The sequence below is a fragment of the Sorangium sp. So ce363 genome (assembly GCF_051520435.1).
In the GTDB taxonomy this organism is placed as follows: Bacteria; Myxococcota_A; Polyangia; order Polyangiales; family Polyangiaceae; genus Sorangium; species Sorangium cellulosum_B.
Genome location: NZ_CP150333.1, coordinates 3,343,203 through 3,369,295 on the forward strand (window position 1 = coordinate 3,343,203; position 26,093 = coordinate 3,369,295).

A 26,093-nucleotide genomic window follows, 5' to 3' on the forward strand; every position below is an offset into this window, starting at 1 on the left:
GCGCGGCGGCCCCCGTGGCATGCGAGCCCGTGATGCCTGACCATCTTCTCCAGGATCGAGCGGGGCTCCCCGAGGCCGAGCGCGCCCTTCAGGAGGCGTGGCGCGCGAAATACGCGCCCGAGGTGAAGGAGCTCATCGTGCGGCGCGAGGTCCCGTCGCCGAAGCTCACGCTGATCGTCATCTCCTACAAGGCGAAGGACTACCTGATCGAGTGCCTCCAGCACGCGCGCGGCCAGACGGCTGCGCTCGACGTGCCGTTCGAGATCCTGCTCGCGGACAGCGGCGGCATCGAGCACCTGCGGCCGCGCTCGGCCCCGCTCGTCGACGTCGAGCTGCGCCTCACCGACGGAATTCCGCTGAACGCCGCGCGCAACGCCGCCATCGCCTGGGCGCGGGGCGAGTACGTCGCCTTCATCGACGACGACGGGCTGATCGCGCCGACGTTCGTCGAGGTCGTCTGCCGTGTCTTCCAGGACCCCCGCATCGCGGCGATGCGCGGCCGGATCATCCCCAAGGAGCACCCCTATTTCTGCACGCTCGCGGGGCACTACGACCGCGGCGACGACGTCGTCGACGACGTCCTCGCGACCGAGGGGCACATGGCGATCCGGCGCGGCGTCTACCTCTCGACCGGGGGTTTTCCCGATCAGTTCTACGGCGCCGAGGGGGTCTACCTCGTCTACCGGATCGCGAAGGACTTCCCTGATCTGCGGGTCGTCTACGTGCCCGATCTCCTGATGCGGCACGACTACTTCGACAGCTGGGAGAACTTCATCTGGAAGACGCGCAAGTACCGGCGCATCCGGCGCGAGGTGGGCGGCATGGAGCCGGACCCCGAGTTCCTGCGCTACCTCGACGCGTACCTCGCGCGGCGGAAGCCGCATCGCCGGCTCACGGTGGAGCAAACGGTGGCGCTCGGGCTGCTCAAGGTGGTGCGCTGGGGGGTCCAGCGCCTGCCGGCGTGGGCCGTGGGGCAGCCTTGATGGAGCGGGCCGGCGGGGCGCGCTGGGGAGGGAGGCGGACCGATGGCTGAAGAGGGCGGCTTCGAGCGGGATCTCGCGGCGATCAAGCGGCACTACACCGAGCGCTTCCTGCCCGGGAACCCCTGGGCGAGCCTGCTCAACGCCCACCCGTACCTCGTCGCGCGGCAGCGGCAGCGCCGCCTGCGCGACGCGCTCGTCGCGTGCGGCGTGCGCACGCCCGAGGCGCTGCGCGAGATGTCGGTGCTCGACGTGGGCTGCGGGTCGGGATCCAACCTGGCCTGGCTGGTCGAGCTCGGCGCGGATCCGACGCGCCTCACCGGCATCGATCTCGTCGCGCAGCGCACCGAGCTCGCGCGCTCGCGCTTCGCTGGCATCCGCTTCGTCGCGGGCGACTTCTTGACGGCCGACGTCGGGGGCCCGTTCGATGTGGTGATGATGTTTGCGGTCCTGTCGTCGGTGACCAACACGGAGCTCAAGCGAGGCCTCATGGACAAGGCGCTCCGCCTGCTCCGGCCGGGCGGCATCTTCTTCTTTTACGATGTCGTGTCGCGGCAGCCCGTCCCCGGCAGCGCGGATTACCAGCGCCTCACGTTCGCGGAGCTCGAGGGGTATTTCGCCCCCCGCACGCTGCACATCTTTCGCAGGGACATCCTCCGGCGCGACGTCGCCGACCGGCTCGTGCGGCGCTTCGGCGTGACCGTGGCCGAGCTCGTCCAGGCGACGCGGCTGCTCAACATCGACGGCACCTTCGCCTACGCGCGCGGCTAGGCCACCCGCAAGCGCCGCGAGCCCGCACCCGCTGACGCGCCGCCGGACGCGCGGGGCGAGCGTCGTGGGGCAAAATTCCCCGCCGGGGTGAAAAGGTCCCGCCGGCAGCCTGCCCGCGCGAGCCGCTCAGTGTGCTGAACAGCCCGGTTCCGCTGTGGCGCGGTCTGGCATGAGACGTGCCGAATGACAGGGGAAACCACGCGCCAGCACGTGAAGGCCACGTGATGAGCAGCCACAGCCGGTCGGTTCAGCGCGCACAGCGCGGCTGCCACCGCAGGAGATGACTCCATGTCCCAACGCGTCCTCCCCCCGTCGGCCGCGATCGCCTGGCACAGCCTGCCTGCCCCCGATGTGCTCTCCAGGATCGAGAGCGCCGAGGCCGGCCTCGCGGGCGACGAGGCCGCCCGGCGGCTCAAGGACGTCGGGCCCAACGTGATCCAGCGCGCGAAAGGCGACGGCCCGCTCAAGCTGCTCTTCCGTCAGATCAACGACCCGCTCATCTACGTGCTGCTCGCGTCGGCGGCCCTCGCGATGGCCATGGGCGAGGCGATCGACGGCGCGGTCGTGCTGGCGGTCGTGGTGCTCAACACGGCGATCGGCTTCGTCCAGGAGCTCCGCGCGGGCAAGGCGATCGAGGCGCTCGTCGACATGGTGCCCCAGACGGCCACGGTCGTGCGCGGCGGCCAGCGGAGCGTGATCCCCGCCGCCGACGTGGTCCCCGGCGACGTGGTGGTGCTCGACGCCGGCGACAAGGTCCCCGCTGACGCCCGGCTGCTCTCGGTGAAGAACCTCCACGTGGACGAGTCGGCGCTCACCGGGGAGTCGGTGCCGTCGGACAAACACGTCGCGGCGGTCCCCGAGGACGCCGGCGTCGGCGACCGCAAGAACCTCGCCTTCGGCGGGACGCTCGTGACCAGCGGCACGGCCACCGCGGTGGTCGTCGCCACGGGCGCCGCGACCGAGCTCGGCCGCATCTCCTCGATGCTCCACGAGGCGACCGAGATCGAGACGCCGCTCACGCGCTCGATGGCCAAGGTCGGCCGCGTGCTGACCGTCGCGATCGTCGCGGTCGCGCTGCTCATCGTCGGGGTCGCGCTGCTCCGGGGCTACCGGCCGGTCGACGCGATGCTCGCGGGCATCTCGCTCGCGGTCGCCGCGATCCCGGAGGGGCTGCCCGCGATCATCACCATCTCGCTCGCCATCGGCGTGCAGCGGATGGCGCGGCGCCGCGCGGTGATCCGGAAGCTGCCCGCGGTCGAGACGCTGGGCAGCACGGGCGTCATCTGCTCGGACAAGACCGGGACGCTGACGCGGAACGAGATGACGGTCCGGGCCCTGTGGACGCCCGCCGCCGGCGCGCAAGGGGAGGCGGCGCTCGAGCAGGCCGGAGCCGCGATCGAGGTGACCGGCGTCGGCTACGCGCCCGAAGGCGAGCTCCGCCGCGACGGCGCGCCGGTCGGCGAGGTGCCCGAGGCGGTGCGCGCGCTGCTCCGCGCGGGGCTGCTCTGCAACGACGCCCGCATGACGCGCGAGGGGGACGCCTGCGGCATCGAGGGCGACCCGACGGAGGGCGCGCTCGTGGTCGCGGCCCAGAAGCTCGGCGTGGACGTCGAGGGGACGCGGCGGGAGCACCGCCGCGTCGATGTCGTCCCGTTCTCGTCGGAGCGGCAGCTCATGGCGACGCTCCACGAGGCCCCCGGCGGAGACCGGGTGATCTTCATGAAGGGGGCGCCCGAGGCGGTGCTCGGCCGCGCCGCGATCGGCGAGGCGGGGCGGGCCCAGGTGATGGCGCAGGTCGAGCAGATGGCGGCGCAGGGCATGCGCGTGCTCGCCGTGGCCTCGCGGCCGGCGGGCCGCGACGTGGCCTCGCTCGACGAGGAGCACCTCCCGGAGGGGTTCGAGCTCCTCGGCCTGGAGGGGATGATCGACCCGCCGCGGCCCGAGGCGATCGACGCGATCAAGGCGTGCCACGCGGCCGGGATCACCGTGAAGATGATCACGGGCGACCACCTGGCGACCGCGCGGGCGATAGGCGGGCAGCTCGGGCTCGTGCCGGACGGGGCGCGCGCGATGAACGGCACGGAGCTCTCGCGGCTCTCGGAGGGCGAGCTGCGCGCGGCGGCGACGTCCACGCACGTGTTCGCGCGCGTCGCGCCGGAGCACAAGCTCCGCCTGGTGAAGGCGCTGCAGGCCGAGGGGAAGGTCGTCGCGATGACCGGCGACGGCGTGAACGACGCGCCCGCGCTCAAGCAGGCGGACATCGGCGTGGCCATGGGGATCACGGGGACCGCGGTGTCGAAGGAGTCCGCCGACGTCGTGCTGACGGACGACAACTTCGCGAGCATCCGGGCGGCGGTCGAGGAGGGGCGCCGCGTCTATGACAACCTGGTCAAGGCGCTCGCGTTCGTGCTGCCGACGAACCTGGGCGAGGCGCTGATCCTGCTCGTGGCGGTGATGAGCTTCCCGATCGTCGGGGGCGCGCCGCTCATGCCGATCACGGCCGTCCAGATCCTCTGGGTCAACCTGGTCGCCACGGTGGCGCTCTCCCTGCCGCTCGCGTTCGAGGCGATGGAGAAGGACGTGATGAGCCGCCCGCCCCGGGATCCGGGCGAGCCGATCCTGAGCCGGTTCGTGCTCGTGCGTACGGCGATCGTCGCGGTCCTCATGACGGCCGGGGCGATCGGGCTGTTCTTTTACGAGTACTTCACGGAGGTGCGCGGCGGCGTCGTCTCGGAGATCGCCTACCGCGAGGCCCAGACCGCGGCGGTCACGACGGTCGTGCTGTTCCAGATCTTCTACGTGCTCAACTGCCGGTCGCTGCGCGATTCGATGCTGAAGATCGGGCTCTTCTCGAATCCCTGGGTCTACGTCGGGATCGGCGCGCTGCTCGCGCTGCAGCTCTGCTTCGTCTATGTGCCGTTCATGCACACGCTGTTCGGCTCGGCGCCGCTCTCGCTCGACGCGTGGGTGAAGTCGACGCTGGTGGCGATGTCGATCTTGCCGGTGATGAGCGTCGAGCGGTGGTGGCGCACACGCCGGGCGCGGCGCTCGGCGGATCGCGAGCGCAGGTCCGACGCGTCCGACGTGGGCGGCGTCGCGGGCGCGATGGCGAACCGCGGCGCGTAGGTGTCGTCATCGTAAGTCGTGACGATGACGATGACGATATCGAGCGCCGGCCGCGCCCGCGGCTCCGTCAAAACGCTGGTGCTGCGCCGAGTACCACGGCATCATCCTCGGTCGAGATGATCTACCTCGTCGCCGCGACGCGCCCGAACTTCATGAAGCTCGCCCCCATCTGCCGCGCCCTCAAGGCGCGCCGTCTACCGATGCGGCTGCTCCACACGGGGCAGCACTTCGACACGACGATGAGCGATGTGTTCTTCCGGGATCTCGGCCTGCCGACGCCGGATCACACGCTCAAGGCAGGCGGCGGCTCGCACGCCCAGCAGACGGCGGCGGTCCTCGTCGGCGCCGAGGCCGACATGATCGAGCACCGGCCCAAGGTGGTTGTCGTCGTCGGGGACGTCACCAGCACCCTCGCAGGCGCGCTCGCGGCGTCCAAGCTCGGAATTCCCGTCGTCCACGTGGAGTCCGGGCTGCGCTCGCGCGACTGGACGATGCCCGAGGAGATCAACCGCATCCTCACGGACCAGCTCTCCGATCTCCTGCTCACCCCCTCTCACGACGCCCACCCCAACCTGCTCGCGGAGGGCATCCCGCCCGAGCGAATCCGGTTCGTCGGCAACGTGATGATCGACTCGGTCCACTACGCCCTCAAGCGCCAGACGGACGCGCTCTCGCGCTTCGGGCTCGAGCCGAAGAAGTACGCGATCGCGACGCTCCACCGCCCGGCCAACGTCGACAGCGCCGAGCGGCTCGCCGAGACGCTCGACGCGCTCGAGGCGATCGCGCAGCGCCTGCCGACCGTGTTCCCCGTCCACCCGCGCACCGTCGCCCGCGCCGAGTCCTTCGGGCTGTCGGCGCGCCTCCGCGAGACGAAGGGGCTCCGGATCATGGAGCCGCTCGGATACGACGATTTCGTGACCGTGATGGGCAATGCGCTGCTCGTCGCCACCGACTCCGGCGGCATCCAGGAAGAGACGACCGCGCTCGGGATCCCGTGCCTCACGATGCGTCAGGGCACCGAGCGGCCCATCACCGTGACGCAGGGCACGAACATCGTCGTCGGGCTCGACGCCGCGCTCATCGCGCGCGAGGTCGACGCCATCCTCGACGGCCGCGCCAAGCGAGGCTCCGTGCCTGAGGGATGGGACGGCAAGACCGGCGAGCGCATCGCCGACGCGCTGGAAGCGTTCCTCGCGGGTGATCCGCCGCCCAAGACCGCTGGCCCGCGCGCCTGAGCTCACCGCCCATCCTCGCTCGCCGCGGTGCCGACGCGACTGACGCGACTGACGCGACTGACGCGACTGACGCGACGCCGAGCGCAGGATGCACCACGCGCGCTCACCGCGCCGCCACATCGCTTCTTCCGTGGCCTACGTGGGAGTCGCGCCGGCCGCACGACCACACTCCCCACAACCCCCGACCAAACAGCGTTCCATGGCCCAGAGCGCTCTGGGTTGTGCTTGTTTATCGATGAACAGCCCCGGTATATAGTTGTATCGTGGCAAGAAATTTTCGACCTGGCGTGGAGTGGGCGGCTCGAAGGCGAGGTCAACGAGGTTTCTCGCTCGTCGAGGTGATGGTCGCGGGCGGGGTCGTGGCGATCCTGGCCGCCCTGGGGACCCAGGGGGTGTCGAAGTACCTCGTGCTCGCCAAATCGGCCGAGGCCAAGCAGACGGTCGGTGGCATCGCCAGGGCCGTCGTCGGTTCGGCCGAGCGTCTCCAGGCGATGTCGGGCACCGCGGCGGTCCAGCCGCTGTGCAGCGATGCGGTCACCGTGCCCAACGCGTTCTATCGTGTCCAGGGGAAGAAATATCAGCCCGATCCCAGCCCGGGTGTGGACTACAACACCGGGAGTCCGACCGTTGGCTGGAAGTGCCTTGCGTTCTCGGTCAGCCACCCTCAGTCGTACCAGTATCGATATCGACTCGGTGGCTCTCCCATGCCTGTCTCCGTCAACCATTTCCCGGAGGACGTGCCGGTGGAGCGCAGGTGGGCCGCCTATGCGCGAGGCGACCTCGACGGGGATAATACGCACGCGTGGTTCGCGCTGGACGGCTACATGAAGGACGGGCAGGTGGTGTTCGCGAGCACGATCGGCACCATCGACCCGGACGAGTAGGCGGCGCCGCCATGGACACCGCAGCTCTCCACACGCTCTTCGGTGCCCTCTCGTCGCGCCGCGGCGGCGAGAGCACCGCCATCGAGCTCCCCGGCGCGGACCTCGCGGCCGCGCACCTGCGCTGCGCCGACCTCCAGGGCGCGAACCTCGCGGGCGCGCGCCTCGACGGGGCCAAGCTCACCGGCGCGAACCTCGGGGGGGCGCGGCTCGACGCCGCGTCGCTCGTCAACGCCGACCTCACCGGGGCCGACCTGCGCTGGGCCGATCTCTCGGGGGCGCTGCTCGGCGGGGCGCTGCTCGCGGCCGCGGATCTGCGCGGGGCCAAGCTCCCGCGCTCGCTCTCCTCGGCGGGCTCGCTCGTGGGCGCGCGCGTCGATCCGTCGGCGTGCGCGCGCTCCGGCTTCGACGAGGAGGCCATCTTGGCGCTGGCGAGCGCGGGCGCGTCGTTCGACGACATCGCGTCGTTCCCTTCGCCGCTGCGCGACGCCCTCGCGAGCGCCGACGCGGTCCCCGAGAGCGCAGCGCGGAGCCGTCGCCCCGCGGCGCCGGACTCGCGGCGGATGGAGGCGGCGCCGGACTCGCGGCGGATGGAGGCGGCGCCGGACTCGCGGCGGATGGAGGCGGCGCCGGACTCGCGGCGGATGGAGGCGGCGCCGGACTCGCGGCGGATGGAGGCGGCGCCGGACTCGCGGCGGATGGAGGCGGCGCCGGACTCGCGGCGGATGGAGGCGGCGCCGGACTCGCGGCGGATGGAGGCGGCGTGGTCATCGCAACGGAGCTCGGCGCCACCCGAGTCTCAGCGGATACCCGAGTCGCAGCGGATGCCCCCCGTGACCGACGTTCCCCGCCAGGGCGTGGCGCGCCGCGCTGCCGGTGAGCGCGAGCCTCCGGCGGTCCGCCGCGCCGCCGTGTCCGGTGGCCCTCGGAGGGCGCCGGACGCGCCCCAGCTCGCGCGGTCGACCGAGCTGCGCCTCGCGCTCTCCGGCGGCGCATTGCTGCTCGTCCTCGCGGTCGCCGTCGCTCTGGCGAAGATCCCTCCACGCGGCCTCCTCCTGGCAGCGCACGCCGGCAGCGCGCTGGGCGCGGCGCTCTTGACCTTCGCGCTGCCTCTTGTCGGCGCCGAACGCAACGCCCCGCGCTCCCTGGGCGCCCGCCTCGTGCTCGCCGCGTTCGCCGCGACGCTCGTCTATGGCCTCGATCCGTCGCGCCTCGCGGTCTTCCGGCTGCGCGCCACGCTCGCCTCGGGCGACGCCGCGCAACGGTCCACCGCCGTACGCCTCCTCGCGCGGAGCGGTCACCGCAGCTTCGACGGGCTGGATCTGTCGGGACTCGATCTCTCCCGAGCCGATCTCAGCCAGAGCAGCTTCCGGAACGCGCGCCTCGCCGGGGCGGACCTCTCGGGCGCCGCGCTGATGGAGTCGACCTTCGGGACCGCCGATCTGACCGCTGCCAACCTCCGAGGTGCCGACCTCACCGGGACCGACGCCGAACAGGCGACCGGCTGGGAGCTCGCGGCGTGCGACGCGGCGACGGAGCTGCCCGGCGAAGGCGCGTGCCTGCTGGGACACCCGGTGCGGGCAAGTCAGCCCTCGGGCGACACCACCGCGCGCTCCGCGCACGAGGGCGCCGCGCCGGCGGGGGCGCTGTAGCGAGCGGCGCATCGGCGGTCGCGGGCCGGATCGCTCGAGAGGTCGGGCGCCGGACTGGCCAGACGTCTGGCGGTCCCTGGCCAGGCGTCTGGCCGCTCCGTCACCGCACCGACGTCAGCCCGGACGCCGCGCGGCCGCGTGGGTTGCGCGGGCCGCCGCCGCGTCGTCGACCGCGAGCGCCTCCTCGGCGATGGTGGCGAGATCGGCGAACGAGGCGCCGGCGAGCGCGTCCTCCACCGCGTCGAACGCGGAGGCGCACATGCTGAGGCGCGTGATCCCGAGCCCGACAAGGAGCGGCGCGACGCCGGGATCGCCGGCGGCCTCGCCGCACACCGAGACCGGCCGCTTCGCGGCGTGCCCCGCCTCCACCACCGCACGCACGAGCCGCAGCACGGCCGGGTGCGCCGGATCCGCGAGCGCGTGCAGCCGCGGGTGACCGCGCTCGGCCGCCAGCGTGTGCTGCGTCAGATCGTTGGTCCCGATGCTGAAGAAGTCGGCCTGGCGCGCGAGGCGCTCCGCCATGAGCGCCGCCGACGGCACCTCGACCATGATGCCCGTGGCCACGGGCCAGCGGTGCGCCGCGCCCGTCGCCGCGAGCGCCTCGTGCGCGCGCTCCAGCGCGGCGCGCACGGCGCTCACCTCCGCGGCGGTCGAGACCATCGGGATCAGCACCCGGATGTCATGGCCGCGCCCCGCGACCAGGATCGCGCGGAGCTGCGCCTCGAGCAGCGCCGGCCGCGCGAGGGAGAGGCGGACGCCGCGGACGCCCAGGCTGGGGTTCGCCTCGGCGTCGAGATCGAGGTACGGCAGCGCCTTGTCCCCGCCGGCGTCGAGCGTGCGGACCACGATCGGAGCGCCGGCGAACGCCGCGAAGATCTCCGCGAGCAGCTCCGCCTGCTCGTCCTCGCCAGGCTCGTCCACGCGGTCCAGGAACAGCATCTCGGTGCGCAGGAGCCCGATCCCGACGGCGCCAGCCTCGCGCGCGACGCGCGCATCCGACGGGCCAGCCACGTTCGCCCAGAGCTCGACCTCGCGACCGCAGGCGAGGCGCAACCGGCCGTCCCGGGCGCCTGGCGGCCGCCGTGACGCGCGGAGGGCCGCCTGCCGCCGCTGGAGCTCGATCGTGGTCTCGGGATCCGGGTCGAGCCACACCTCGCCGGTCGCGCCGTCGAGGCCGGCGCGCGCGCCGCCCGCGTCCGGCACCAGCGCCGCGGCTCCGGCGACCGCGGGGATGCCGGCGCTCCGCAGCAGGATGGCCGCGTGCGAGGTGGGACCGCCGCGCCGGTCGATGACGCCGAGCACCCGCCCCGGTTCGAGCCGCGCGGCCTCCGACGGCGTGAGGTCCTCGGCCACGACGACGGCCGGCGGCCCGTCGGGCAGCACCGCCGCGGCGCCGCCGAGCAGGGCGCGCACCACGGCGTCGCCCACGTCGTGAACGTCGGCCTCGCGCGCCCGCAGGTACGGGTCGTCGAGCTGCCGGTAGATCGCGGCCGCGGCGTCGATCGCCTGGCGGAACGCCCAGGCGGCGTTGCAGCGCTCCCGCTCGATGCGGGAGATCGCCTCGTCGACGAGCGCCGGGTCGCAGAGCAGCGCCTGATGGGCGTCGAGGATGTCGGTGCCGCGCAGCGCGCTGCCGAGGTCCTGCGCTGCCAGATCGAGCGCCCGCCGCAGCCGCTCGGCCTCGGCCGCAGGATCGTCGACCGTGGTCTCGGGGACCTCCGGGATCGACCGCACCAGCCGGACCATGGGGCCGAGCGCGACGCCGGGCGCGACGGGGATCGCGTGGCACGAGGCGGGGGGCGCCGTAGGCGCGGCCGGTGGCGCGTCGCGCTGCAGGAGCGCAGCGAGCGCCTCGACCGCCTCGACCGCCTGCCGCCCGGTCCCGCGCAAGCGCAGCACGTCTCCCCGGCGCGCCCCGAGGGAGGCGAGCGCGATCAGGCTCGAGGCCGGCACCGGACCGCGCGCGGCCGTCACGTTCTCCAGGGTGATCGCCGCGTCGAAGGCCACCGCGCGCGTGATGAGCCGCGCGGCAGGGCGGGCGTGCAGGCCGCCCGGATCGGCGATCGCGAGCTCGACCGTCGCGGCCAGCGCGACCGCATCGGTCGCGGCCACCGCCGCCGCGGCGGCCGCATCGGTCGCGGCCACCGCCGCCGCGGCGGCCGCATCGGTCGCGGCCACCGCCGCCGCGGCGGCCGCATCGGTCGCGGCCACCACCGCCGACGCGGGGCGCTCCGCCTCGCCGAGCTGCTCGGCCTTCGGAACGAGCGCCTGCCGCGCCTCCGCGGTGACCTGATCGAGCGTGCCGCCCGCCGCAGCCCGCACGGCGGCCGCGACCGCCCCTTCCACGATCGGCCCGCCGGTGAGGCGCGTGCGCGCGGCGATGGCCGGATCGATGAGCTCGAGCGCCGTCTCGGCGCTCAGGATCGCGCCGCCGATGTCCATCAGCACGACGGCGCCGGCCGGCCCGCAGACGCGCTCGATCGCCGCGGCGATCGCGGTCGCGTCGGTGCCGAGCTCCGCGCCGCCGTCGCCCGCGCCCGCCGCGCACGCGATGGTGACCGCCTCGCCGGTCATCTGGCGGGCCAGCGCCTCGGTGGCCTCGGCGAGCACGCGGCTGTGCGAGACCAGGACGAGCCCGACGCGGCCCGCCGCCCCGCTCATACGCCTGCCGTCGCGGCCAGGCTCCGCAGCAAGAGCGAACACGACGTGGCGCCGGGGTCCTGGTGCCCAGCGCTGCGCTCACCGAGGTAGCTCGCCCGGCCCTTGCGAGCGATGAGCGGCACGGTCGCAAGCGCGCCGGCCTGCGCCGCCTCGGCGGCGCGAGCGAGCCCGTCCATGAGCGGGGAGCGCGCCGGGTCGCCCGTGGGCGCCGGCGCGCTCAGCGCGGCCTTGAGCGCATCGACGGCAGGGGAGAGCGCGTCGACCATCGTCTTGTCGCCGGGCGACGCCTTGCCTCGCCGCTTCACGCCGTCGAGGCCCGCCTCGAGGCACCCGGCCAGGGCCGCGAGGTCCAGCGCCGCCGCGCCGGTCGCCCGCTGGCCCGCATCGCGGAACAGCGTGCCGTAGAGCGGGCCGCTCGCCCCGCCGACGGTCGACAGCAAGATCATCCCGACGCCCTTCAGCAGCGCGCCGACGTCGCCGTGATCGAGGCCGCCGAGCCGGGCGCGCACCGCCGTGAAGCCGCGCGCCATGTTGACGCCGTGGTCGCTGTCGCCGATCGCCGCGTCGAGCTCGGTCAGGAGCACCTTCTCGCGCTCCATGACGTCGGCCGCGCGCTCGATCCACGCCGCGATGTGCGCGCCGTTCAAGGCGTCCATGGCTCAGGTCCCCCAGCGCAGCGCCGGCGTGTGCACCGGCGCGTCCCACCAGCGGAGCATCTCGTCGTCGAGCTTGAGCAGGGTCGCCGACGCGCCGGCCATCTCGAGCGACGTGATGTACGACCCCACGAGGCTGCGCGCGACCTTGAGGCCGCGGCCCTGCGCGATCGCGCACGCCTTGCGGTACACGACGTAGAGCTCGAGGAGCGGCGTCCCGCCCATGCCGTTGACGAACAGCAGGACGTCGTCGCCCGGCTCGAACGGCAGGTCGTCGAGGATCGGCTGCATCAGGATCTCGGCCACCCGGTCGGCCGGCTCCAGCATGGCCCGCCGCCGGCCGGGCTCGCCGTGGATGCCGATGCCGACCTCCATCTCGCCTGGGCCGAGCTCGAACGACGGCTTGCCGGCGTGCGGCACCGTGCAGGCGGAGAGCGCGACCCCCATGCTGCGGCCGCGCGCGTTGACCCGTCGGCCGAGCGCCGCCACCTCCTCGAGCGGGCGGCCCGCCTCGGCGGCGCCGCCGCAGATCTTCTCGACGAGGACGGTCGTCCCCACGCCGCGCCGTCCGGCCGTGTACAGGCTGTCCTCGACCGCCACGTCGTCGTTCACGAGCACGCCTTCCACCGGGATTCCCGCCTCGCGCGCGAGCTCGGCGGCCATCTCGAAGTTCATCACGTCACCGGTGTAGTTCTTGATGATGTGGAGCACGCCGGCGTCGCCGTCGACTGCCCGCGTCGCTTCGAAGATCTGGTCGGGCGTCGGGCTCGTGAACACGGCGCCGGGGCAGGCGGCGTCGAGCATGCCGCGCCCGACGAACCCGGCGTGCAGCGGCTCGTGCCCGCTGCCGCCGCCGGAGAGGAGCGCGACCTTGCCCTTGCCCTTCGCCTCCGCGCGCGTGACGAAGCGCGGCGCGGCGTTCACCCGGAGGAGCTCGGCGTGCGCGAGCGCCATCCCCTCGAGCGCCTCATCGACGAGATCGTCCGGCGCATTGATGAGCTTCTTCATCCTGCCTCCGCTCCGTACCCGTTCGGCCCGCGCGCAGGATATCCCCATGCCATTGCCCGCCGCGAGAGGAGATCTTCTGACCGCGCCGTCCTATGATGAGGTCGCCGTGGATCGAATCGCCCCCACGCTCCGCCCCCCAGGCCGCCCGGCGGGCTTCCAGCGCTGGAGAGAGCTGCTCTTCCTGCACTGGGAGACGCCGATCGCCGCGCTGCGCGCCGTCGTGCCGCCTGCGCTCGAACTCGACACCTTCGAGGGCAGGGCCTACGTCGGCGTCGTCGCCTTCACCATGCGCGACGTCAGCCCCTGGTGGTCGCCGAGCGTGCCCGGGATCTCGAACTTCCACGAGCTCAACGTCCGCACCTACGTTCACCACGAGGGGCGAGCGCCGGGCGTCTGGTTCTTCAGCCTGGACGCGGCCAAGGCGATCGCGGTCGTCGCGGCCCGGGTCGGCTGGCACCTGCCCTATCACCACGCCTCGATGGATCTCGACTCGAGGGACGGGGAGGTCCGTTACCGCAGCGAGCGGCGCTGGCCGGGCCCGGTGCCTGCGCGCTTCGAGGCGCGCTATCGCGTCGGCGCGGCGATCGACGGCGGCGCCGCGGCGCCGGGGACCTTCGAGCACTTCCTGGCCGAGCGTTACCTGCTGTTCGCCGCGAGCGGCGGCGCGCTCAAGATCGGGCAGGTGCACCACGCGCCCTATCCGCTCCACCGGGCCGAGGTGACCCACGTCGAGGAGAGCGTCGTCGCCGCGGCTGGCCTGCCCGCCCCGGCGGGGGCGCCGCACGTGCTCTATAGCCCGGGCGTGGACGTCGACGTCTATGCGCTGACGCCCGCCGCGCCGCGCGGGTGACGCCGCCGCGCCGCGGCCGCGCGGTGATCCGATCGCGCTCCCGCGCCGCGATGCCCTGGGGAGCCCGGGAGCCAGCGCGCCGCGGACACGGCCGCGCCTGCGCCCGCGGGTCAATGCCTCGTGAGCCAGTGGATGACCTGGGACTCGAGGCCCGGCGCCGCCCCGAACCCGAGGCTCAGCGTCCGCGGGAAGCCCACGTGCCCGCCGTGCCGGAGCCACTGCACGTCGAGCAGCGGCGAGCGCGGGTGGGCATCGATCGCCGGCCGCACCGTGTCGAGCGGCACCATCGGGTCGGCCTCCGCCGCGACGATCAGCGACGGGACGGCGATGTCGCGGAGGCGCGGGGCGGCGCTCTCGCTCGTGTAGTAGGCCTCCGCGCTCTGGTAGCCGAAGCGTCGCGTCATGATGCGCCGGTCCCATTCGCGGATCGTGCGAATGGCGAGCGCCTCGTCGAGGGGCACGGGCACGGCGCGGCGCGAGGCGACGGCGGTGTACATCTCCTTCAGCCCGGCCATCACGTGCCTGCGGTAAACCCACCGTTCGGGCTGATCGATGGCGGCGACGGCTCGCTCCAGGTCGAGTGGCGGGCAGACGGCCGCCACGGCGCGGACGCGCCCGTCGAGCGAGCCCGACGCCGCGTAACGGAGGGCGATATGCCCGCCCAGCGAGTAGCCGAGGACGAGCACGCGCTCGTACCGGTCGAGCTCGGGGGAGGTGATGGCGGCGTGGAGATCGGAGAACAGGCCAGCGTGGTAGATGTCGTCTCCGTCGCCCCCGGCGCCGCGCAGGTTGATGCGCAGGCAGGCAAGCCCCGCGTGCTCGGCCCTCAGGGCGGCCTCGACCACATAATAACTCTCGCTCGTACCGCCGAGCCCGTGGACGACGACGAGGATCGAGCCCGCGTCTTCCCGGTGGCGGATCCTGCCGAGCAACCGGACGGGCCCGGCAGGAGTCTCATCGACGTGGACCGAGAAGGGGGAAGACGGAGCGAGCCGCGGGGCGTGAATCTGATGCTTGAGCCAGGGAGCGACCGTCCAGAAGTGGCCGTGGAGGATGCGCTGCATCATCCCGTTCGTAACACGGGCGACGCAGCGTTTCTATTTCACCCGCTCTCTCAGCGACACACGACCTCCGACGAGCCGCTGCAATCGTTCCGGCACACGTCGCAGTGGGCGCACTGGAGCATCGCTTCGTAGAGGGCCGCGCTGGCCGGGTCTGCCGTCCTGCAGGCCTCCTTGCAGGCGGCCGTGTCGCACGTACGGAAGCAGCTCACGTACTCCATGCACGGGATGCTCTCCGTGCACGCCGAGAGCTCGTCGGCGCAGCTGGTCTCGAGCGCGCACCGGGTGCACCCCGAGCTGCCGTCGCCGCAGGTGCCCGAGCCGTCGCATACCGGCGGCGGGACGGCCCGCTTCACGTTGAGCGTGAACGCGCCGTCGCTGGTGTCGGTGGAGCCGTCCACCACGACCACGACGGTCTGACCCGCCGCGAGCGTCACCGTGACCTCCGACTGCTCGACGTCCGTGTCGTCGTTGCACGCGAGCTGAGCCCCCCTGCAGGTCGCGTCGTGCACGTGGAGCATCGTGTCGAACGCCGATCCGAACGTATCGAAGGTGTAGTCGCCGGCGACCGGCGCCGTGAACGCGTATCCCGCGTCGGGGCTGCTCGATTGGCGGCAGGCCGTCGTCACGGTCGGCCGCACGCTGTTGGGCCGGCCGATCGTGCTGCCGGTGATCGTCTGCGGCACCGACGAGGCGAGGGTCCCCGCCGGGCAGCTCGGCGCGCTCGCCCGCGTCACGCTCAGCTCGAAGGTGCCCGCCTGGCCCTCCGCGCCGTCGACCACGATGTAGACGGTCTGGCCCATGGCCAGGTCGGCCGTGATGACCGCGCTCGGGTCGGCGCTGCACGCGAGCTCGGAGCAGCCCGTCGCGTCGAGGAGAGCGAGGACGACGCTGTAGCCGGAGTTCGTGCTGTCGAACGAGTAGACGCCCGCGGTCGCGGCGGTGAACGAGTAGATGCGCTCGCCCGAGCTCGCGGCGGAGCACGTCGGGGAATAGGTGTTCGCCTGGCCCGCGGTCGTGCCGTTGACGATCTGCGGCACGGCGCTGCCGAGATCGTTGCCCGGGCTCACCGTGCACGCGCACGCCCCGGCCTGGCAGACCTGCGTGTCGTTGCACGCGGCGCCGCACTCGCCGCAGTGATCGGCGTTGGTCTGGAGGTCGACGCAGACATCGACGCCGTCGCAGGCCGTGAGCCCGGAGCCGCAGCCGTCCTGGCATTCGCCGGAGACGCACGTCTGGTCGTCCGTGCACGCGGTGCCGCACTCGCCGCAATGCCCGGCGTCGTTCTGGAGGTTGACGCAGGCGCCGTTGCAGTCGGTGAGCCCCTCCGAGCACTCGCCGTCCTGGCACTCGCCGGACTCGCAGGTCTGGCCGTCCGTGCACGCGGCGCCGCACTCGCCGCAGTTGCTCGGATCGGACGCGACGTCGACGCACGTGCCGCCGCAGTCGGTGCGCCCCGCGGCGCAGCCGCCCTGGTCCTGGCACTCGCCGGCCTCGCAGGTCTGCCCCGCCTCGCAGGCGTTGTCACAGCGGCCGCAGTTCGCCTCGTCGCTCTGGGGGTCGACGCAGGCGTCGCCGCACGCTGCGAGGCCGTCGTCGCACGCGGCCACGGCCACGCACTCGCCGTCGCGGCAGGTCTGATCGCTGCCGCACGCCACGCCGCACGCGCCGCAGTGGCTCGTGCTCGTGCCCGTGTTGATACAGATGCCGTCGCACTCCGTCTCCGGCGCGACGCACGCGCTCGTGCTGGGGCCGCCGTCCGAACACGATGCCACGGAGGCGAGCGCCGCCGCAGCGAGCCAGAGCAGGGTATACGTCGGCGCGAGCCTGAAGCGCGATTTGAGCTTTTCCATGAACCTTCCCTCGGCAGAGTCGCCGACGACGGGGGTCGTAACGCGGAGCTACCGGGAGGATACGACGATGGCCTTCCAGGATGTCAATGCTTGCAGCCTGAATCCCGCGCGCAGAGCGTCGATCGTCGTCTGCGCCGGCGCGTGCGCGCGCCGTTTTGCCACCGTCGCACACCTTGACCACAGGGTGCGCTGCTCGGGCTGGCCTAGCCGCGCGTGGCTAGGCCAGCCCGCGCTCTCCGGAGGGGCGGGAGGCAGCGCGGATTGCCCTGGCGCGGGAGGCGGTCTACGGATGGATGGCGCGCGCGAGGGCCTGCCATGACGCAAACCGCTCCGAGCACCGACCGATTCCCCCCTCAGATCAAGTACATCATCGGAAACGAGGGGTGCGAGCGCTTCAGCTTCTACGGGATGAAGAACATCCTAACGTTCTTCATGATCAACATCATGTTGATCCACGAGCATGTGGCCAAGGCCAATTACCACCTGTTCGTGAGCGCCTGCTATTTCTTCCCGCTCCTCGGGGGATTCCTGTCCGACCGCTTCCTCGGGAAATATCGGACGATCCTCTGGCTCTCGCTCGTCTATTGCGCGGGGCACGCGTGCCTCGCGGTCTTCGAGAGCCGTCCGGCCGGCTTCTACGCGGGGCTCGCGCTCATCGCCCTCGGCTCGGGCGGCATCAAGCCCTGCGTCTCGGCGCACGTCGGTGACCAGTTCTCCGAGGAGAACAAGCACCTCGTCAAGAGCGTGTTCGCCCTCTTCTACTGGATCATCAACTTCGGCTCGTTCTTCGCGTCGGCGCTGATCCCGAAGACGCTGGAGTGGTGGGGGCCGAGGGTGGCGTTCGGGATCCCGGGCGCGCTCATGTTCATCGCGACGCTCGTGTTCTGGATAGGGCGCGACCGGTATGTGCACGTGCCGCCGACCGGCAAGAACCCCCACTCGTTCCTTCGCGTCCTCTGGGACGCTGTCCGGGTGGGGCGCGACGCGCGTGGCAGCGCCGCGCGCGGGCACTTCCTCGACGCCGCGCGCGGCAGGCACCCGGAGGGCGCGATCGACGGCGCCAAGGCCGTCCTGCGGGTGGTGACGATCTTCGCCCCCATCCCGGTGTTCTGGGCGCTGTTCGACCAGAAGGGGTCGACCTGGATCGTCCAGGCGACCCGCATGGATCTCGAGGTCCTCGGCTACAAGCTCGCTCCGTCGCAGCTCATGGCGCTGAACCCGCTCCTCGTGATGCTGATCATCCCCTTCAACACGATGATCCTCTACCCCGCCCTCGAGCGGCGCGGCGTCCGCCTCGCGGCGCTCGGCCGGATGACGGCCGGCATGGCGATCGCGGGGCTCTCGTTCGTGGCGGTCGCCGCCATCGAGCTCGCCATGACCTCGGGTGAGCGCCCGAGCGTGCTCTGGCAGGCCGGGCCGTACCTGCTCATCACGTTCGCCGAGGTGCTGGTGTCCACCACGGGCCTCGAGTTCGCCTACTCCCAGGCGCCGCGGGAGATGAAGAGCACCCTCATGAGCTTCTGGAACCTCACCGTGACGGTCGGCAACCTGATCACCGCCGGCGTGGCGGCGCTCAACGTGTTCACGGGCGCGCTTCAATACCTCTTCTTCGCGGCGCTCATCCTGATCGCGGCCGTCGTCTTCGGCCTCCTCGCCCGGCGCTACGTGGTGGTCGACTACTTCCAGCGGAGGCCCCCGGGCGCGTCCGTCCCTGCGTCCTGACGCGTCGCGCCGGTTCAGCCCTCGCCGCGCCGCTCCTCGTCCTCGGGCTCGCTCGCATGCGCGGGCGGGATGCGGACCCGCACCGTACGGATCTGCCGCGGGCTCGCGTCGACGATGTGGAGCTCCGCCCCGTCCGGGGTCGTCACGACGTCGCCGGGCGCGGGGATGCGCCGGGCGAGCCCCAGGCAGAGCCCCGCGACCGTCGACCAGCGGACGTCGTCCGGCAGCGCGATCGCGAGCTGTCGGCTGACCTCGTGGACCGGCATGTCGCCGGGCACGAGCGCCGACCCGTCCGGCTCGCGCCGGATCGTCTCTGCGTGGGGCGGGTGCGCCTCGTTCTCGGCGAAGATCTCGCCGACGAGCTCCTCGACGAGGTCCTCCATCGTGATGATGCCGATCATGCCGCCCTGCTCGTCCACGACGACGGCGAGCTGGAGCCGGCGCCGCTTCAGCTCGGCGAGGAGATCGACGGCCGGCATCGACCCGACAACGAAGTACGCCGGGCGCAGGATGCTCTCCAGCGAGAACTGCCCGTCGCCCCACAGGAGCGCGAGCACCTCCGGCATCGTGACGTAGCCGATCACGTTGTCGTTCGACCCCTCGTAGACCGGCATCCGCGTGTGGCCGTGCTCCAGCACGGCGCGCTGCACCTCCGGGGCGGCCGCGTCGCGCGGGAGCGCCACGACGCGGCCGCGGGGGAGCATCACCTGGAGCGCGGTGAGCCAGGCGAAATCGATGGCGCGGGACGCGATCTCGCCGGCGCGCTTGTCGACCGAGCCCGCCTCGGCGGCCTCGTCGACGATCTGCTGGATCTCCTCGGGGGAGAGGCGCGCCTCGACGAAGTTCGTGCGGTCGCCGAAGAGCCTCAGCACCAGGTTGGAGCTGGCGGTGAGCAGCCAGACGAGCGGGCGGGCGAGCGACGAGAGCCCGCGGAGCGGCGGGCCGACGAGCATCGCGTACCGCTCGGAGGCGCGGAGCGCGAGCGACTTCGGGACGAGCTCGCCGAGGACGAGCGACAGGAAGGAGACGAGCGCGACCACCGCGGCGAACGCGAGCTCGTCCGCCGCGTCCCCGACCCACGGCACCGCGCGGAGGACCGGCGCGAGGTCCTTAGCGAGGGTCGACCCGCCGAAGGCGCTCGCGGTCGCGCCGACGACGGTGATGCCGATCTGCACGGTGGCGAGGAAGCGCTCCGGGTTGCTCCGCAAGCGCTTCACCGCCCACGCCCGGCGGCTCCCCGACTGGACGAGCTGGTCGAGCCGCGTCTTGCGGACCGTGACGATCGCGATCTCGGCGCCCGAGAAGACGCCGTTCACGAGCACGAGGGCCAGGATGATGAGGATTTCCGAGAGAATGGCGGCTCCCTCCGCGGCGTTCCCGGGCGCAGGCATAGCGTGTCGCTCGCCCGGACGGCAGCGGCGCCGGGCCCGCGGCGCACGAAACCCAGGCGGCCGTGGCTGCAGCGTGCCGCGGGCCGTGAATTGCGCTCGTGATGAAATTTTCTGAAGGGATCCGCCAGGCGCGGCGGGTCGGCGCGTCGCCAGGCGCGGCGGCCGCCGCGCCATCACGCACGGCCGCAGGCGCTGCGCGGAAAACTCACGCGGCCTTGCTGGCTCGCCGGTCCCGCACCGCCTGCGCGAGCAGCTCGAGCACCGGAACGGTGTCGTTCCAGCCGAGGCAGGCGTCGGTGATGCTCTGGCCGTAGGTGGGGAGCTTGCCCGGCGCGAGATCCTGCCGGCCTCCCACGAGGTGGCTCTCGATCATCACGCCGAGGATGTCCCGCGAGCCCGAGCGCAGCTGGTCGGCCAGGCTCTCGGCCACGATCCTCTGGCGCGCCGGATCCTTCTGGCTGTTGCCGTGGCTGCAGTCGACCATCAGCCGGCGCGGCAGGCCCGCCTTGGTCAGGCGATCGGCCGCCTCGCGGACGTGCTCGGCCGCGTAGTTGGGCCCGCGCTGCGAGCCGCGCAGGATCACGTGACACGACGCGTTGCCGCGCGTCGCCACGATCGCCGAGATCCCCTGCTTCGTCACGGAAAGGAAATGGTGCGCCTCGCGCGCGGCCCGCACGGCGTCGACCGCGATCTGGACGTCGCCCTCGGTGCTGTTCTTGAAGCCCACGGGGCACGAGAGCCCGGAGGCGAGCTCGCGGTGGATCTGGCTCTCGGTCGTGCGCGCGCCGATCGCGCCCCAGGAGATGAAATCGGCGATGAACTGCGGCGAGATCGTGTCCAGGAACTCGGTCGCGCTCGCGAGGCCGAGCTCGGCGATGTCGCGGAGCAGCCCGCGGGCGACGCGGAGCCCCTTGTTGATCGAGAAGCTCCCGTCGAGGTCGGGATCGTTGATCAGCCCCTTCCAGCCGACCGTGGTGCGCGGCTTCTCGAAGTACACGCGCATGATCACGAGCAGATCATCGCTCAGCCGGTCGCGCGCCTCCCGGAGCTGCGCGGCGTACTCCAGGGCGGCCTTGGGGTCGTGGATGGAGCAGGGGCCCACCACCACGATGATCCGGTCGTCGTCGCCCGAGATCACGCGCTCGGCGGCCTTGCGCGTGAAGGCCACGGTCTCGGAGGCCGCGGGGCTGACGGGGATCTCTTCGATAAGGATCGCGGGGGGGATCAAGGGCCTGAGCCCTGCAATACGAAGGTCGTCGGTCGAGTAGTACATCGTTGAGGCTCCAGCATAGCGCGACGACATACGCCCCGACTACCCGCGCGTGGGCCGGAGGCGCTTTCTGGTCGTTGTACGGCGCCCCGTACTCCCGTATCCCGTACGCCTTGCGATCGGCCTGAAGATTTGTCTCGCAGGCGCGGGCGGGCTATCGGGCCATGGGGGGCCGTCGGATCCGGGCTCACGCTGGCGTTCGCGCGAGCGCTGGCCCGACCGCGCTGGCGGCCTCCGCCGGTCATATACGCGCTGGCGAGTGCGCCCGCTCCCCGCCCGGTCGCCGCAGGAACGGGGCGCCCTTCGGCTGCGTGCGGCAGGGCGCCGCCGGCCGCTTCGTGCCCGCCGTGGTCGAGCGGGCGGGTCGCTCTACCAGCGCCGTCCGGCGTGGGGTGTTCGCCGAGCGTGTGGCGCTCGCCGAGCGCGCCGCCTCGGTGACGTCGCTCGCCGTCGGTCGCGGCGGTCGTTGCTGCCTGCGCTCTGCGCGGGGCTCCTCGAGCAGCGCGCGCAGGGACGCGAGCGCGCGCGTGCGCCACTTGTACGCCGTCGACAGCGGGATCCCGTGTTGTTCGGCGACCGTCGCCATCGGCACGCCTTCGATGTCGTGCGCGATGAGGATCTGCTGCTCCTCGGCCTGCAGCGACCTGAGCCGCGAGAGGATGAGGGAGCGCGTCTGCTCTGCGTCGATCTGCTCCTCGGCGTTCGGGCGCTCGTCGGCGACGCGGCGCGGGGCGTGGCCGGAAGACAGCTCTTCGCGCCGGTGGTGCGCGCGGTCGCGGTAGTGGGCGGCCACGTGGACCGTGATCCTGTTGAGCCACCGCTCCGGTCGCGCGCGGAGCGGGTCGTAGGATGGGAAGCTCTGGTATCCGGCGAGGAACACATCCTGGAGAATGTCTCGCCGATCGCGGCGTGGGACCCCGAGCCGCCTAAGCCAATTCCATACGGAGTCGTAGGTCTTCCCCCGAAAGAGCCGGACGAAGGCCCGCTGTCTATCCAGCGGCATCGACGGTGCGAGAGTGCGATGCGGTTGTCCCATGCTCGCTTAGTTAGGAGGAGCTGATCTCCCATCTCAAAAAAAAACCATCGGCTCTGAAAAATGATCTTCTGTGCGCGCGCGATCCCCCGCAACTCACCCCCAAGCGCCGCGGACGGGAGCGCTGCTCTCCCGCTTCGGAGACGGGCCCACCTCGGCGCTTTCGGTGCTCGGCGTGCTGGAGCACGCCTGCGCGCCGAAAACGCCGATCTGGGCCCGTCTCCTGTGCGGGAGAGCAGTAGTCGGCGGCGGTTGGGATGGGTCGTGTCCTGTACAGGAGAGCAGCACTGAAGTCGTGCCTTGCCATCCGAGCAGTGCTCTACAGCGGTTTCCGCCCACCTCAGCTACATGCCAAGTAGAGCGGCGGTCTCCCGCACAGGAGACGGGCCCAGATCGGCGTTTTCGGCGCGCAAGCGCACTCCGGTGCGCTGAGCACCGAAAACGTCGAGGTGGGCCCGTATCCGAAGCGGGTGACCGTCGCTCTAGAGCAGCGGGCGGGGCCCGGCGGCAGCCGTCCTGGCGCGGAGCGCGCGCAGCGCAGCGTTCCTCTCGGCGGTGAGGCGGCCAGCTGGGAACCTCATCCGGTGCTCGATCAGGCGGCGCTTCGCCTCCGCATAGTGACCGCGCGACAACGCCGTGATCGCGCCGTCGATGAGGGTGCGCTCCGCGGCGATCTCCTGATCGTTCGACGCCCCAGACGGTCCCGCGTGGGGCAAGGTAGCTCCGCCCGCCGGACGGGGCGCGCCCTTCTGCGCGCGCAGCGCCGCGCTGGTCGCTCGTGAGCTCCCGGCGCCCGCGATCCGGCCGCCCTGCGGAGCGTCCGCCGCTGCAGCTGCGCCGGGCGGCGGCGGCAGCGCGGCCGGGGACGGCGGCGGCAGCGCAGCCGGGGACGGCGGCGGCAGCGCAGCCGGGGGCGGCAGCGATAGCGTGGCCGGGGACGGCGGCGGCAGCGCGGGCGGGGGCGTCCGGATGACCGCCATGGCGAGCCCGGTCGCGGCGCGCGCTCCGGCGGCGGCCGGCGTCGAGGCGGCGCGCAGCGCGCCTAGCGTGAGCGCGATGACGGCGGCGGCGCTCGCAAGCGGGACTGCGATGCTCGCTGCGATATGGAGCGAGCCTGCCCGCGTCGGCGCGCTGCCCTCGATCGGGAGCTTGCATGACCACGGAGAGAACACCCCGCGGACGCTGCGGTACAGCCTCGTGAGCAACGTTGGCGCGCCCTCGCCTCCCGTGCGCGCCTCCTGGACGAGCGCGCCGGCGCTGAAGGGGATGAGCGCGAGCCCGCGGCCGCGCTGCCGCGCCTGCCAACGACGCATCGCCGCCTCGATGTCGACCCAGGCGAGCCGGTGCCGGCTCCACGCGGTGCTCAGGGGGATCGACAGCTGCTGGGCGATCTCGGACATGTCGATTTCCTCGAGCTCATGGGCGACGAACACGCAGCGGCGCTCCATGGGCATCTCCTGGAGCAGCTTGTCGAGCACGCAGCGCCGGTCCCTCGCGATGGCGTGCTGCTCGGAGTCGGGGGTGACGTCAGGCAGCGCCGCGAGATCGTCGAACGGCCGGAGGCGCTCGTGGCGGCGGTGGGCCCGCCGGAAATGATTCGACGCCTGGTGGGTCGCGATGCCCATGAGCCACGACCGCACGGTGCCCCGGCTGGGATCGAACCGCGGCAGCGCACGGTAGGCGCCGGCGAGGACCTCCTGGGCGACGTCCTCGATGTCCTGCGCGCGAACCCCGAGGCGGGCGAGGTAGCGGGCGATGAACGAGAAGTGCTCGTCGGCGATCTCCGCCATGCGGGCGTGGGAAGGCTCTGCGGATGTGTTCTTGCGTGACTGTGACCCCATCTCTGTTCCCCCCTCGTGCGTGGCGACGGCGTCGTCGCGAAGCTTGTCAATGCGCTGCCTCGGCACCCCGAGGGAGGGCAGCGCGACGCGCGGGCGCCTCGCTCCGCGGATCGAGATTCACGTCCAGACGGAGGCCCACGAGCCCGCCGTAGGCGGGCGGCGTCCAGAGCACACCTTCCTGGCTCTCGACGCGGAACTCCGAGAGGCGCAGCACGATGTCGCCATAGAACTGGATGGCGAGCCGATCGGAGATCGGCATTTCGATGCCGGCGCGCGGCCCTGTGGCGAGCCAGAGCGACGAGGTGTCGATGATCCTGGCGTCGGTGCTGGAGGTGGTCACGACCCCGACCGACGCGACGGCACAAGCGAAGAGGTGACGGCGCTGCGAACACGGCATCACGTTCGCCGCCGCGAGCCAGGTCGAGATGCTCGTCGCCTCGTCGAGCTGAATCGTGACCGGCAATTGAACGTGGCCTTCCATGCCGAGGGTGAAGGATGGATAGCGGAGCGCGACATGGAGCGCCGTCCCGGCGGTCGTCTCCTGCAGCGTTCCGAACACCGCGGACCCCGCAAGGCCGACCCTGACGTCGGGCCACGCCCGCCGCGCGGGCGCGGCGGCAGCGGCGTCGGGCGGGGGCGGGGCAGGGGAGGGCGGCGGTGGGGGCGGGGCGGGCGGCACGTGGAGGCTCGGATCGAGCGCGACGCGGAGCGAGAGCGCCATGTTCATGACAAGCTCGTTGCAGTCGTCGTGATAGACGACCAGGTGCCGAGACCATGCGATGGACCCATCCGCGTCGTAGAGATCCATGGTGGCGTGTATCTCCCTCCCTGGACCGCGGAAGACAAGGGCCTTGGCCTGCGCGGCCGCCTCGGGCTCCACCGGGTCATAGCCGAGCTGCCTGGCCATCTCCTCGCGCAGGAGCGCCTCGCCCGGGCAGCGCTCGGCCCCTGGCGCGCGCCGGTACTCGAGCTGCACTGCGGCGCGGGGCGGCGCGGCGCCGGCGCGCCAGGGCCACAGCAGGGCCGCGGCCGCAGCGACGAGCCACCACGGCGCTCGGACGCTAGCTCCGCTCGCCCGAAGTCCGGCCAGGGATTGCCGACGCGTGGAGCTGGGTCGGTCCTGCGTTGCCGCGTCAGCCCCGGTGTCTCTTGCTGATGCTGCTGACATGGTGCTCATCGCGGCGTGGTGACCGCTTGTTCAGGCCAGGTGTCATCGGCCGCATTCCCGTCCAGGGAGCGGCCAGGGTGACTCGCTCAGAAGGCATCCACGGGGAGCACGAGCCCCACGCCGACCACGCCGGAGAGCGGAGGGACCCGCCATACCTCTCTGTTGTTGACCCAGAGGGACGGACGGCTGTGGTTCGTGTGCAGCTCGGCGAACCCGCGCAGGAACAGCTGCTCGGAGAAGCGCCAGTCGCCCGCGACCCGCAGGCCGACCGAGCTGACCCACGGCTGGCGCGCTTGAATGCTGACGCCGGGGTCGCTCGTGATCCGCAGCTCGCCGGCGTCGAAGACGGCGCACACCGACAGGACCCCGCGATGACCGCAGATGTCGAGCGTCGGCATCGCAAGGCTCGCATGGACCAAGACGCCGTCCGCGAAGGTGTCCGCCAGGGAGGTGAACATCCGCGCCTCGACGCCGATCGACAGGCTGGGCCAGCGGAACGCCGTGGCGAAAGAGGCCCCTCCGCCGAGCGCGGGCAGGAGGCCCACCGCGAGCAGCGGTGACGCGGAGATCTCGCCGCGGAACATGTGGTCGTCCTCCTGAGTCTCCCGTCCCGATTCAGACCGAGGCGTATCCGCGTGCACCGGGGTCGTCGCCATCAAGACAACGAGCACGGCGGCACAACCGGCGCGTCGCATCGGCGTCCCGGCTAGGGCGGGATCGGTGCGGTACGGAGCGGAGTGGACACCTCGACCCGATGCACGCCGCTGTCTCCCGTCCGGCCGCAACACCCCGCCATGTGGCCCCCCTCTTCAACCGTCTCCGGCGCCCGTAGGACAGTGCACCTCTGCCGCGTGACGGAGGCCGGCTCGACGTCGCCGCTCCCACGTCGTGATCCTGTAGATACTGACTTTGGAGCGCACGTAAAGGCTTTTGTGTG

At 72.4% G+C, this 26,093-nt stretch carries 19 protein-coding genes; 8 read left to right on the forward strand and 11 right to left on the reverse strand.

The window, feature by feature from the left end; genetic code table 11:
• Positions 1–32 precede the first annotated feature (32 nt).
• The 6 genes from WMF12_RS12935 (at position 33) to WMF12_RS12960 (ending at position 8,645) form a co-directional block, all read left to right on the forward strand.
• A complete protein-coding gene (locus WMF12_RS12935) occupies positions 33–983 on the forward strand; it encodes a glycosyltransferase family 2 protein (RefSeq protein ID WP_437745932.1) in 951 nt (316 codons plus the stop codon).
• Positions 984–1,025: 42 nt separating this feature from the next.
• Positions 1,026–1,751: a class I SAM-dependent methyltransferase gene (locus WMF12_RS12940; RefSeq protein WP_437871339.1), complete on the forward strand. Its 726-nt coding sequence runs from the start codon at positions 1,026–1,028 to the stop codon at positions 1,749–1,751.
• 288 nt (positions 1,752–2,039) lie between these two features.
• Positions 2,040–4,877: a cation-translocating P-type ATPase gene (locus WMF12_RS12945; protein ID WP_437871342.1), complete on the forward strand. Its 2,838-nt coding sequence runs from the start codon at positions 2,040–2,042 to the stop codon at positions 4,875–4,877.
• 116 nt (positions 4,878–4,993) lie between these two features.
• Positions 4,994–6,112, forward strand: coding sequence for a non-hydrolyzing UDP-N-acetylglucosamine 2-epimerase (gene wecB, locus WMF12_RS12950; protein WP_437535334.1), 1,119 nt, complete (start codon positions 4,994–4,996; stop codon positions 6,110–6,112).
• 263 nt (positions 6,113–6,375) lie between these two features.
• Positions 6,376–6,996 carry a pilin gene (locus WMF12_RS12955; RefSeq protein ID WP_437871343.1) on the forward strand — a complete coding sequence of 207 codons (621 nt, stop codon included), beginning with the start codon at positions 6,376–6,378 and terminating at the stop codon, positions 6,994–6,996.
• Positions 6,997–7,007: 11 nt separating this feature from the next.
• Entirely contained in the window at positions 7,008–8,645 is a 1,638-nt protein-coding gene (locus WMF12_RS12960) for a pentapeptide repeat-containing protein (protein WP_437871345.1), read from the forward strand.
• 114 nt (positions 8,646–8,759) lie between these two features.
• Here the strand turns inward: WMF12_RS12960 and ptsP are convergent, their stop codons facing one another.
• From ptsP to dhaK, 3 genes are read right to left on the reverse strand one after another with little or no spacing between them, the layout of a single operon-like run.
• On the reverse strand, positions 8,760–11,306 hold the full coding sequence (gene ptsP, locus WMF12_RS12965) for a phosphoenolpyruvate--protein phosphotransferase (RefSeq protein WP_437871346.1): 2,547 nt from the start codon (positions 11,304–11,306) through the stop codon (positions 8,760–8,762).
• Positions 11,303–11,962 carry a dihydroxyacetone kinase subunit DhaL gene (gene dhaL, locus WMF12_RS12970; protein WP_437745939.1) on the reverse strand — a complete coding sequence of 220 codons (660 nt, stop codon included), beginning with the start codon at positions 11,960–11,962 and terminating at the stop codon, positions 11,303–11,305. Before dhaL ends, ptsP begins: the two co-directional genes overlap by 4 nt.
• Positions 11,963–11,965: 3 nt before the next feature.
• Positions 11,966–12,967 (reverse strand): dihydroxyacetone kinase subunit DhaK, encoded by a 1,002-nt coding sequence (gene dhaK / locus WMF12_RS12975; RefSeq protein WP_437871348.1) that lies wholly within the window; start codon positions 12,965–12,967, stop codon positions 11,966–11,968.
• A gap of 106 nt (positions 12,968–13,073) precedes the next feature.
• Between dhaK and WMF12_RS12980 the strand changes: the two genes are divergently transcribed.
• Positions 13,074–13,817: a YqjF family protein gene (locus WMF12_RS12980; RefSeq protein WP_437745941.1), complete on the forward strand. Its 744-nt coding sequence runs from the start codon at positions 13,074–13,076 to the stop codon at positions 13,815–13,817.
• Positions 13,818–13,927: 110 nt separating this feature from the next.
• Here WMF12_RS12980 and WMF12_RS12985 read toward each other — a convergent pair whose 3' ends face one another.
• Entirely contained in the window at positions 13,928–14,884 is a 957-nt protein-coding gene (locus tag WMF12_RS12985; protein WP_437871349.1) for a YheT family hydrolase, read from the reverse strand.
• Between the two features lie 47 nt (positions 14,885–14,931).
• Positions 14,932–16,731, reverse strand: a complete 1,800-nt coding sequence (locus WMF12_RS12990; RefSeq protein ID WP_437871350.1) for an MXAN_6577-like cysteine-rich protein — start codon at positions 16,729–16,731, stop codon at positions 14,932–14,934.
• Between the two features lie 315 nt (positions 16,732–17,046).
• Between WMF12_RS12990 and WMF12_RS12995 the strand changes: the two genes are divergently transcribed.
• Positions 17,047–18,453, forward strand: a complete 1,407-nt coding sequence (locus tag WMF12_RS12995) for a POT family MFS transporter (RefSeq protein ID WP_437871352.1) — start codon at positions 17,047–17,049, stop codon at positions 18,451–18,453.
• Between the two features lie 14 nt (positions 18,454–18,467).
• Here WMF12_RS12995 and WMF12_RS13000 read toward each other — a convergent pair whose 3' ends face one another.
• The 6 genes from WMF12_RS13000 to WMF12_RS13025 all read right to left on the reverse strand — a co-directional run bounded on the left by WMF12_RS13000 (position 18,468) and on the right by WMF12_RS13025 (position 25,740).
• Entirely contained in the window at positions 18,468–19,844 is a 1,377-nt protein-coding gene (locus WMF12_RS13000; protein ID WP_437745945.1) for a hemolysin family protein, read from the reverse strand.
• Positions 19,845–20,049: 205 nt separating this feature from the next.
• On the reverse strand, positions 20,050–21,117 hold the full coding sequence (locus WMF12_RS13005) for a 3-deoxy-7-phosphoheptulonate synthase (RefSeq protein ID WP_437871353.1): 1,068 nt from the start codon (positions 21,115–21,117) through the stop codon (positions 20,050–20,052).
• A 238-nt stretch (positions 21,118–21,355) separates the two neighbouring features.
• Positions 21,356–22,150 (reverse strand): RNA polymerase sigma factor, encoded by a 795-nt coding sequence (locus WMF12_RS13010; RefSeq protein WP_437745947.1) that lies wholly within the window; start codon positions 22,148–22,150, stop codon positions 21,356–21,358.
• 479 nt (positions 22,151–22,629) lie between these two features.
• Positions 22,630–23,988 (reverse strand): RNA polymerase sigma factor, encoded by a 1,359-nt coding sequence (locus WMF12_RS13015; protein WP_437871355.1) that lies wholly within the window; start codon positions 23,986–23,988, stop codon positions 22,630–22,632.
• Positions 23,989–24,034: 46 nt separating this feature from the next.
• Positions 24,035–24,964 carry a hypothetical protein gene (locus tag WMF12_RS13020; protein ID WP_437871356.1) on the reverse strand — a complete coding sequence of 310 codons (930 nt, stop codon included), beginning with the start codon at positions 24,962–24,964 and terminating at the stop codon, positions 24,035–24,037.
• A gap of 278 nt (positions 24,965–25,242) precedes the next feature.
• Complete coding sequence (locus tag WMF12_RS13025) at positions 25,243–25,740, reverse strand: hypothetical protein (RefSeq protein WP_437552330.1); 498 nt, start codon at positions 25,738–25,740, stop codon at positions 25,243–25,245.
• Between the last annotated feature and the right edge of the window lie 353 nt (positions 25,741–26,093).

Excerpts from the sequence above, each read along its gene's own strand:
- WMF12_RS12935 (WP_437745932.1), top strand. The coding sequence starts at position 33 with ATGCCTGACCATCTTCTCCAGGATCGAGCGGGGCTCCCCGAGGCCGAG.
- WMF12_RS12940 (WP_437871339.1), top strand. The coding sequence starts at position 1,026 with ATGGCTGAAGAGGGCGGCTTCGAGCGGGATCTCGCGGCGATCAAGCGG.
- WMF12_RS12945 (WP_437871342.1), top strand. The coding sequence starts at position 2,040 with ATGTCCCAACGCGTCCTCCCCCCGTCGGCCGCGATCGCCTGGCACAGC.
- wecB (WP_437535334.1), top strand. The coding sequence starts at position 4,994 with ATGATCTACCTCGTCGCCGCGACGCGCCCGAACTTCATGAAGCTCGCC.
- WMF12_RS12960 (WP_437871345.1), top strand. The coding sequence starts at position 7,008 with ATGGACACCGCAGCTCTCCACACGCTCTTCGGTGCCCTCTCGTCGCGC.
- ptsP (WP_437871346.1), bottom strand. The coding sequence starts at position 11,306 with ATGAGCGGGGCGGCGGGCCGCGTCGGGCTCGTCCTGGTCTCGCACAGC.
- dhaL (WP_437745939.1), bottom strand. The coding sequence starts at position 11,962 with ATGGACGCCTTGAACGGCGCGCACATCGCGGCGTGGATCGAGCGCGCG.
- dhaK (WP_437871348.1), bottom strand. The coding sequence starts at position 12,967 with ATGAAGAAGCTCATCAATGCGCCGGACGATCTCGTCGATGAGGCGCTC.
- WMF12_RS12985 (WP_437871349.1), bottom strand. The coding sequence starts at position 14,884 with ATGATGCAGCGCATCCTCCACGGCCACTTCTGGACGGTCGCTCCCTGG.
- WMF12_RS12990 (WP_437871350.1), bottom strand. The coding sequence starts at position 16,731 with ATGGAAAAGCTCAAATCGCGCTTCAGGCTCGCGCCGACGTATACCCTG.
- WMF12_RS12995 (WP_437871352.1), top strand. The coding sequence starts at position 17,047 with ATGACGCAAACCGCTCCGAGCACCGACCGATTCCCCCCTCAGATCAAG.
- WMF12_RS13000 (WP_437745945.1), bottom strand. The coding sequence starts at position 19,844 with ATGCCTGCGCCCGGGAACGCCGCGGAGGGAGCCGCCATTCTCTCGGAA.
- WMF12_RS13005 (WP_437871353.1), bottom strand. The coding sequence starts at position 21,117 with ATGTACTACTCGACCGACGACCTTCGTATTGCAGGGCTCAGGCCCTTG.
- WMF12_RS13010 (WP_437745947.1), bottom strand. The coding sequence starts at position 22,150 with ATGGGACAACCGCATCGCACTCTCGCACCGTCGATGCCGCTGGATAGA.
- WMF12_RS13015 (WP_437871355.1), bottom strand. The coding sequence starts at position 23,988 with ATGGGGTCACAGTCACGCAAGAACACATCCGCAGAGCCTTCCCACGCC.
- WMF12_RS13025 (WP_437552330.1), bottom strand. The coding sequence starts at position 25,740 with ATGTTCCGCGGCGAGATCTCCGCGTCACCGCTGCTCGCGGTGGGCCTC.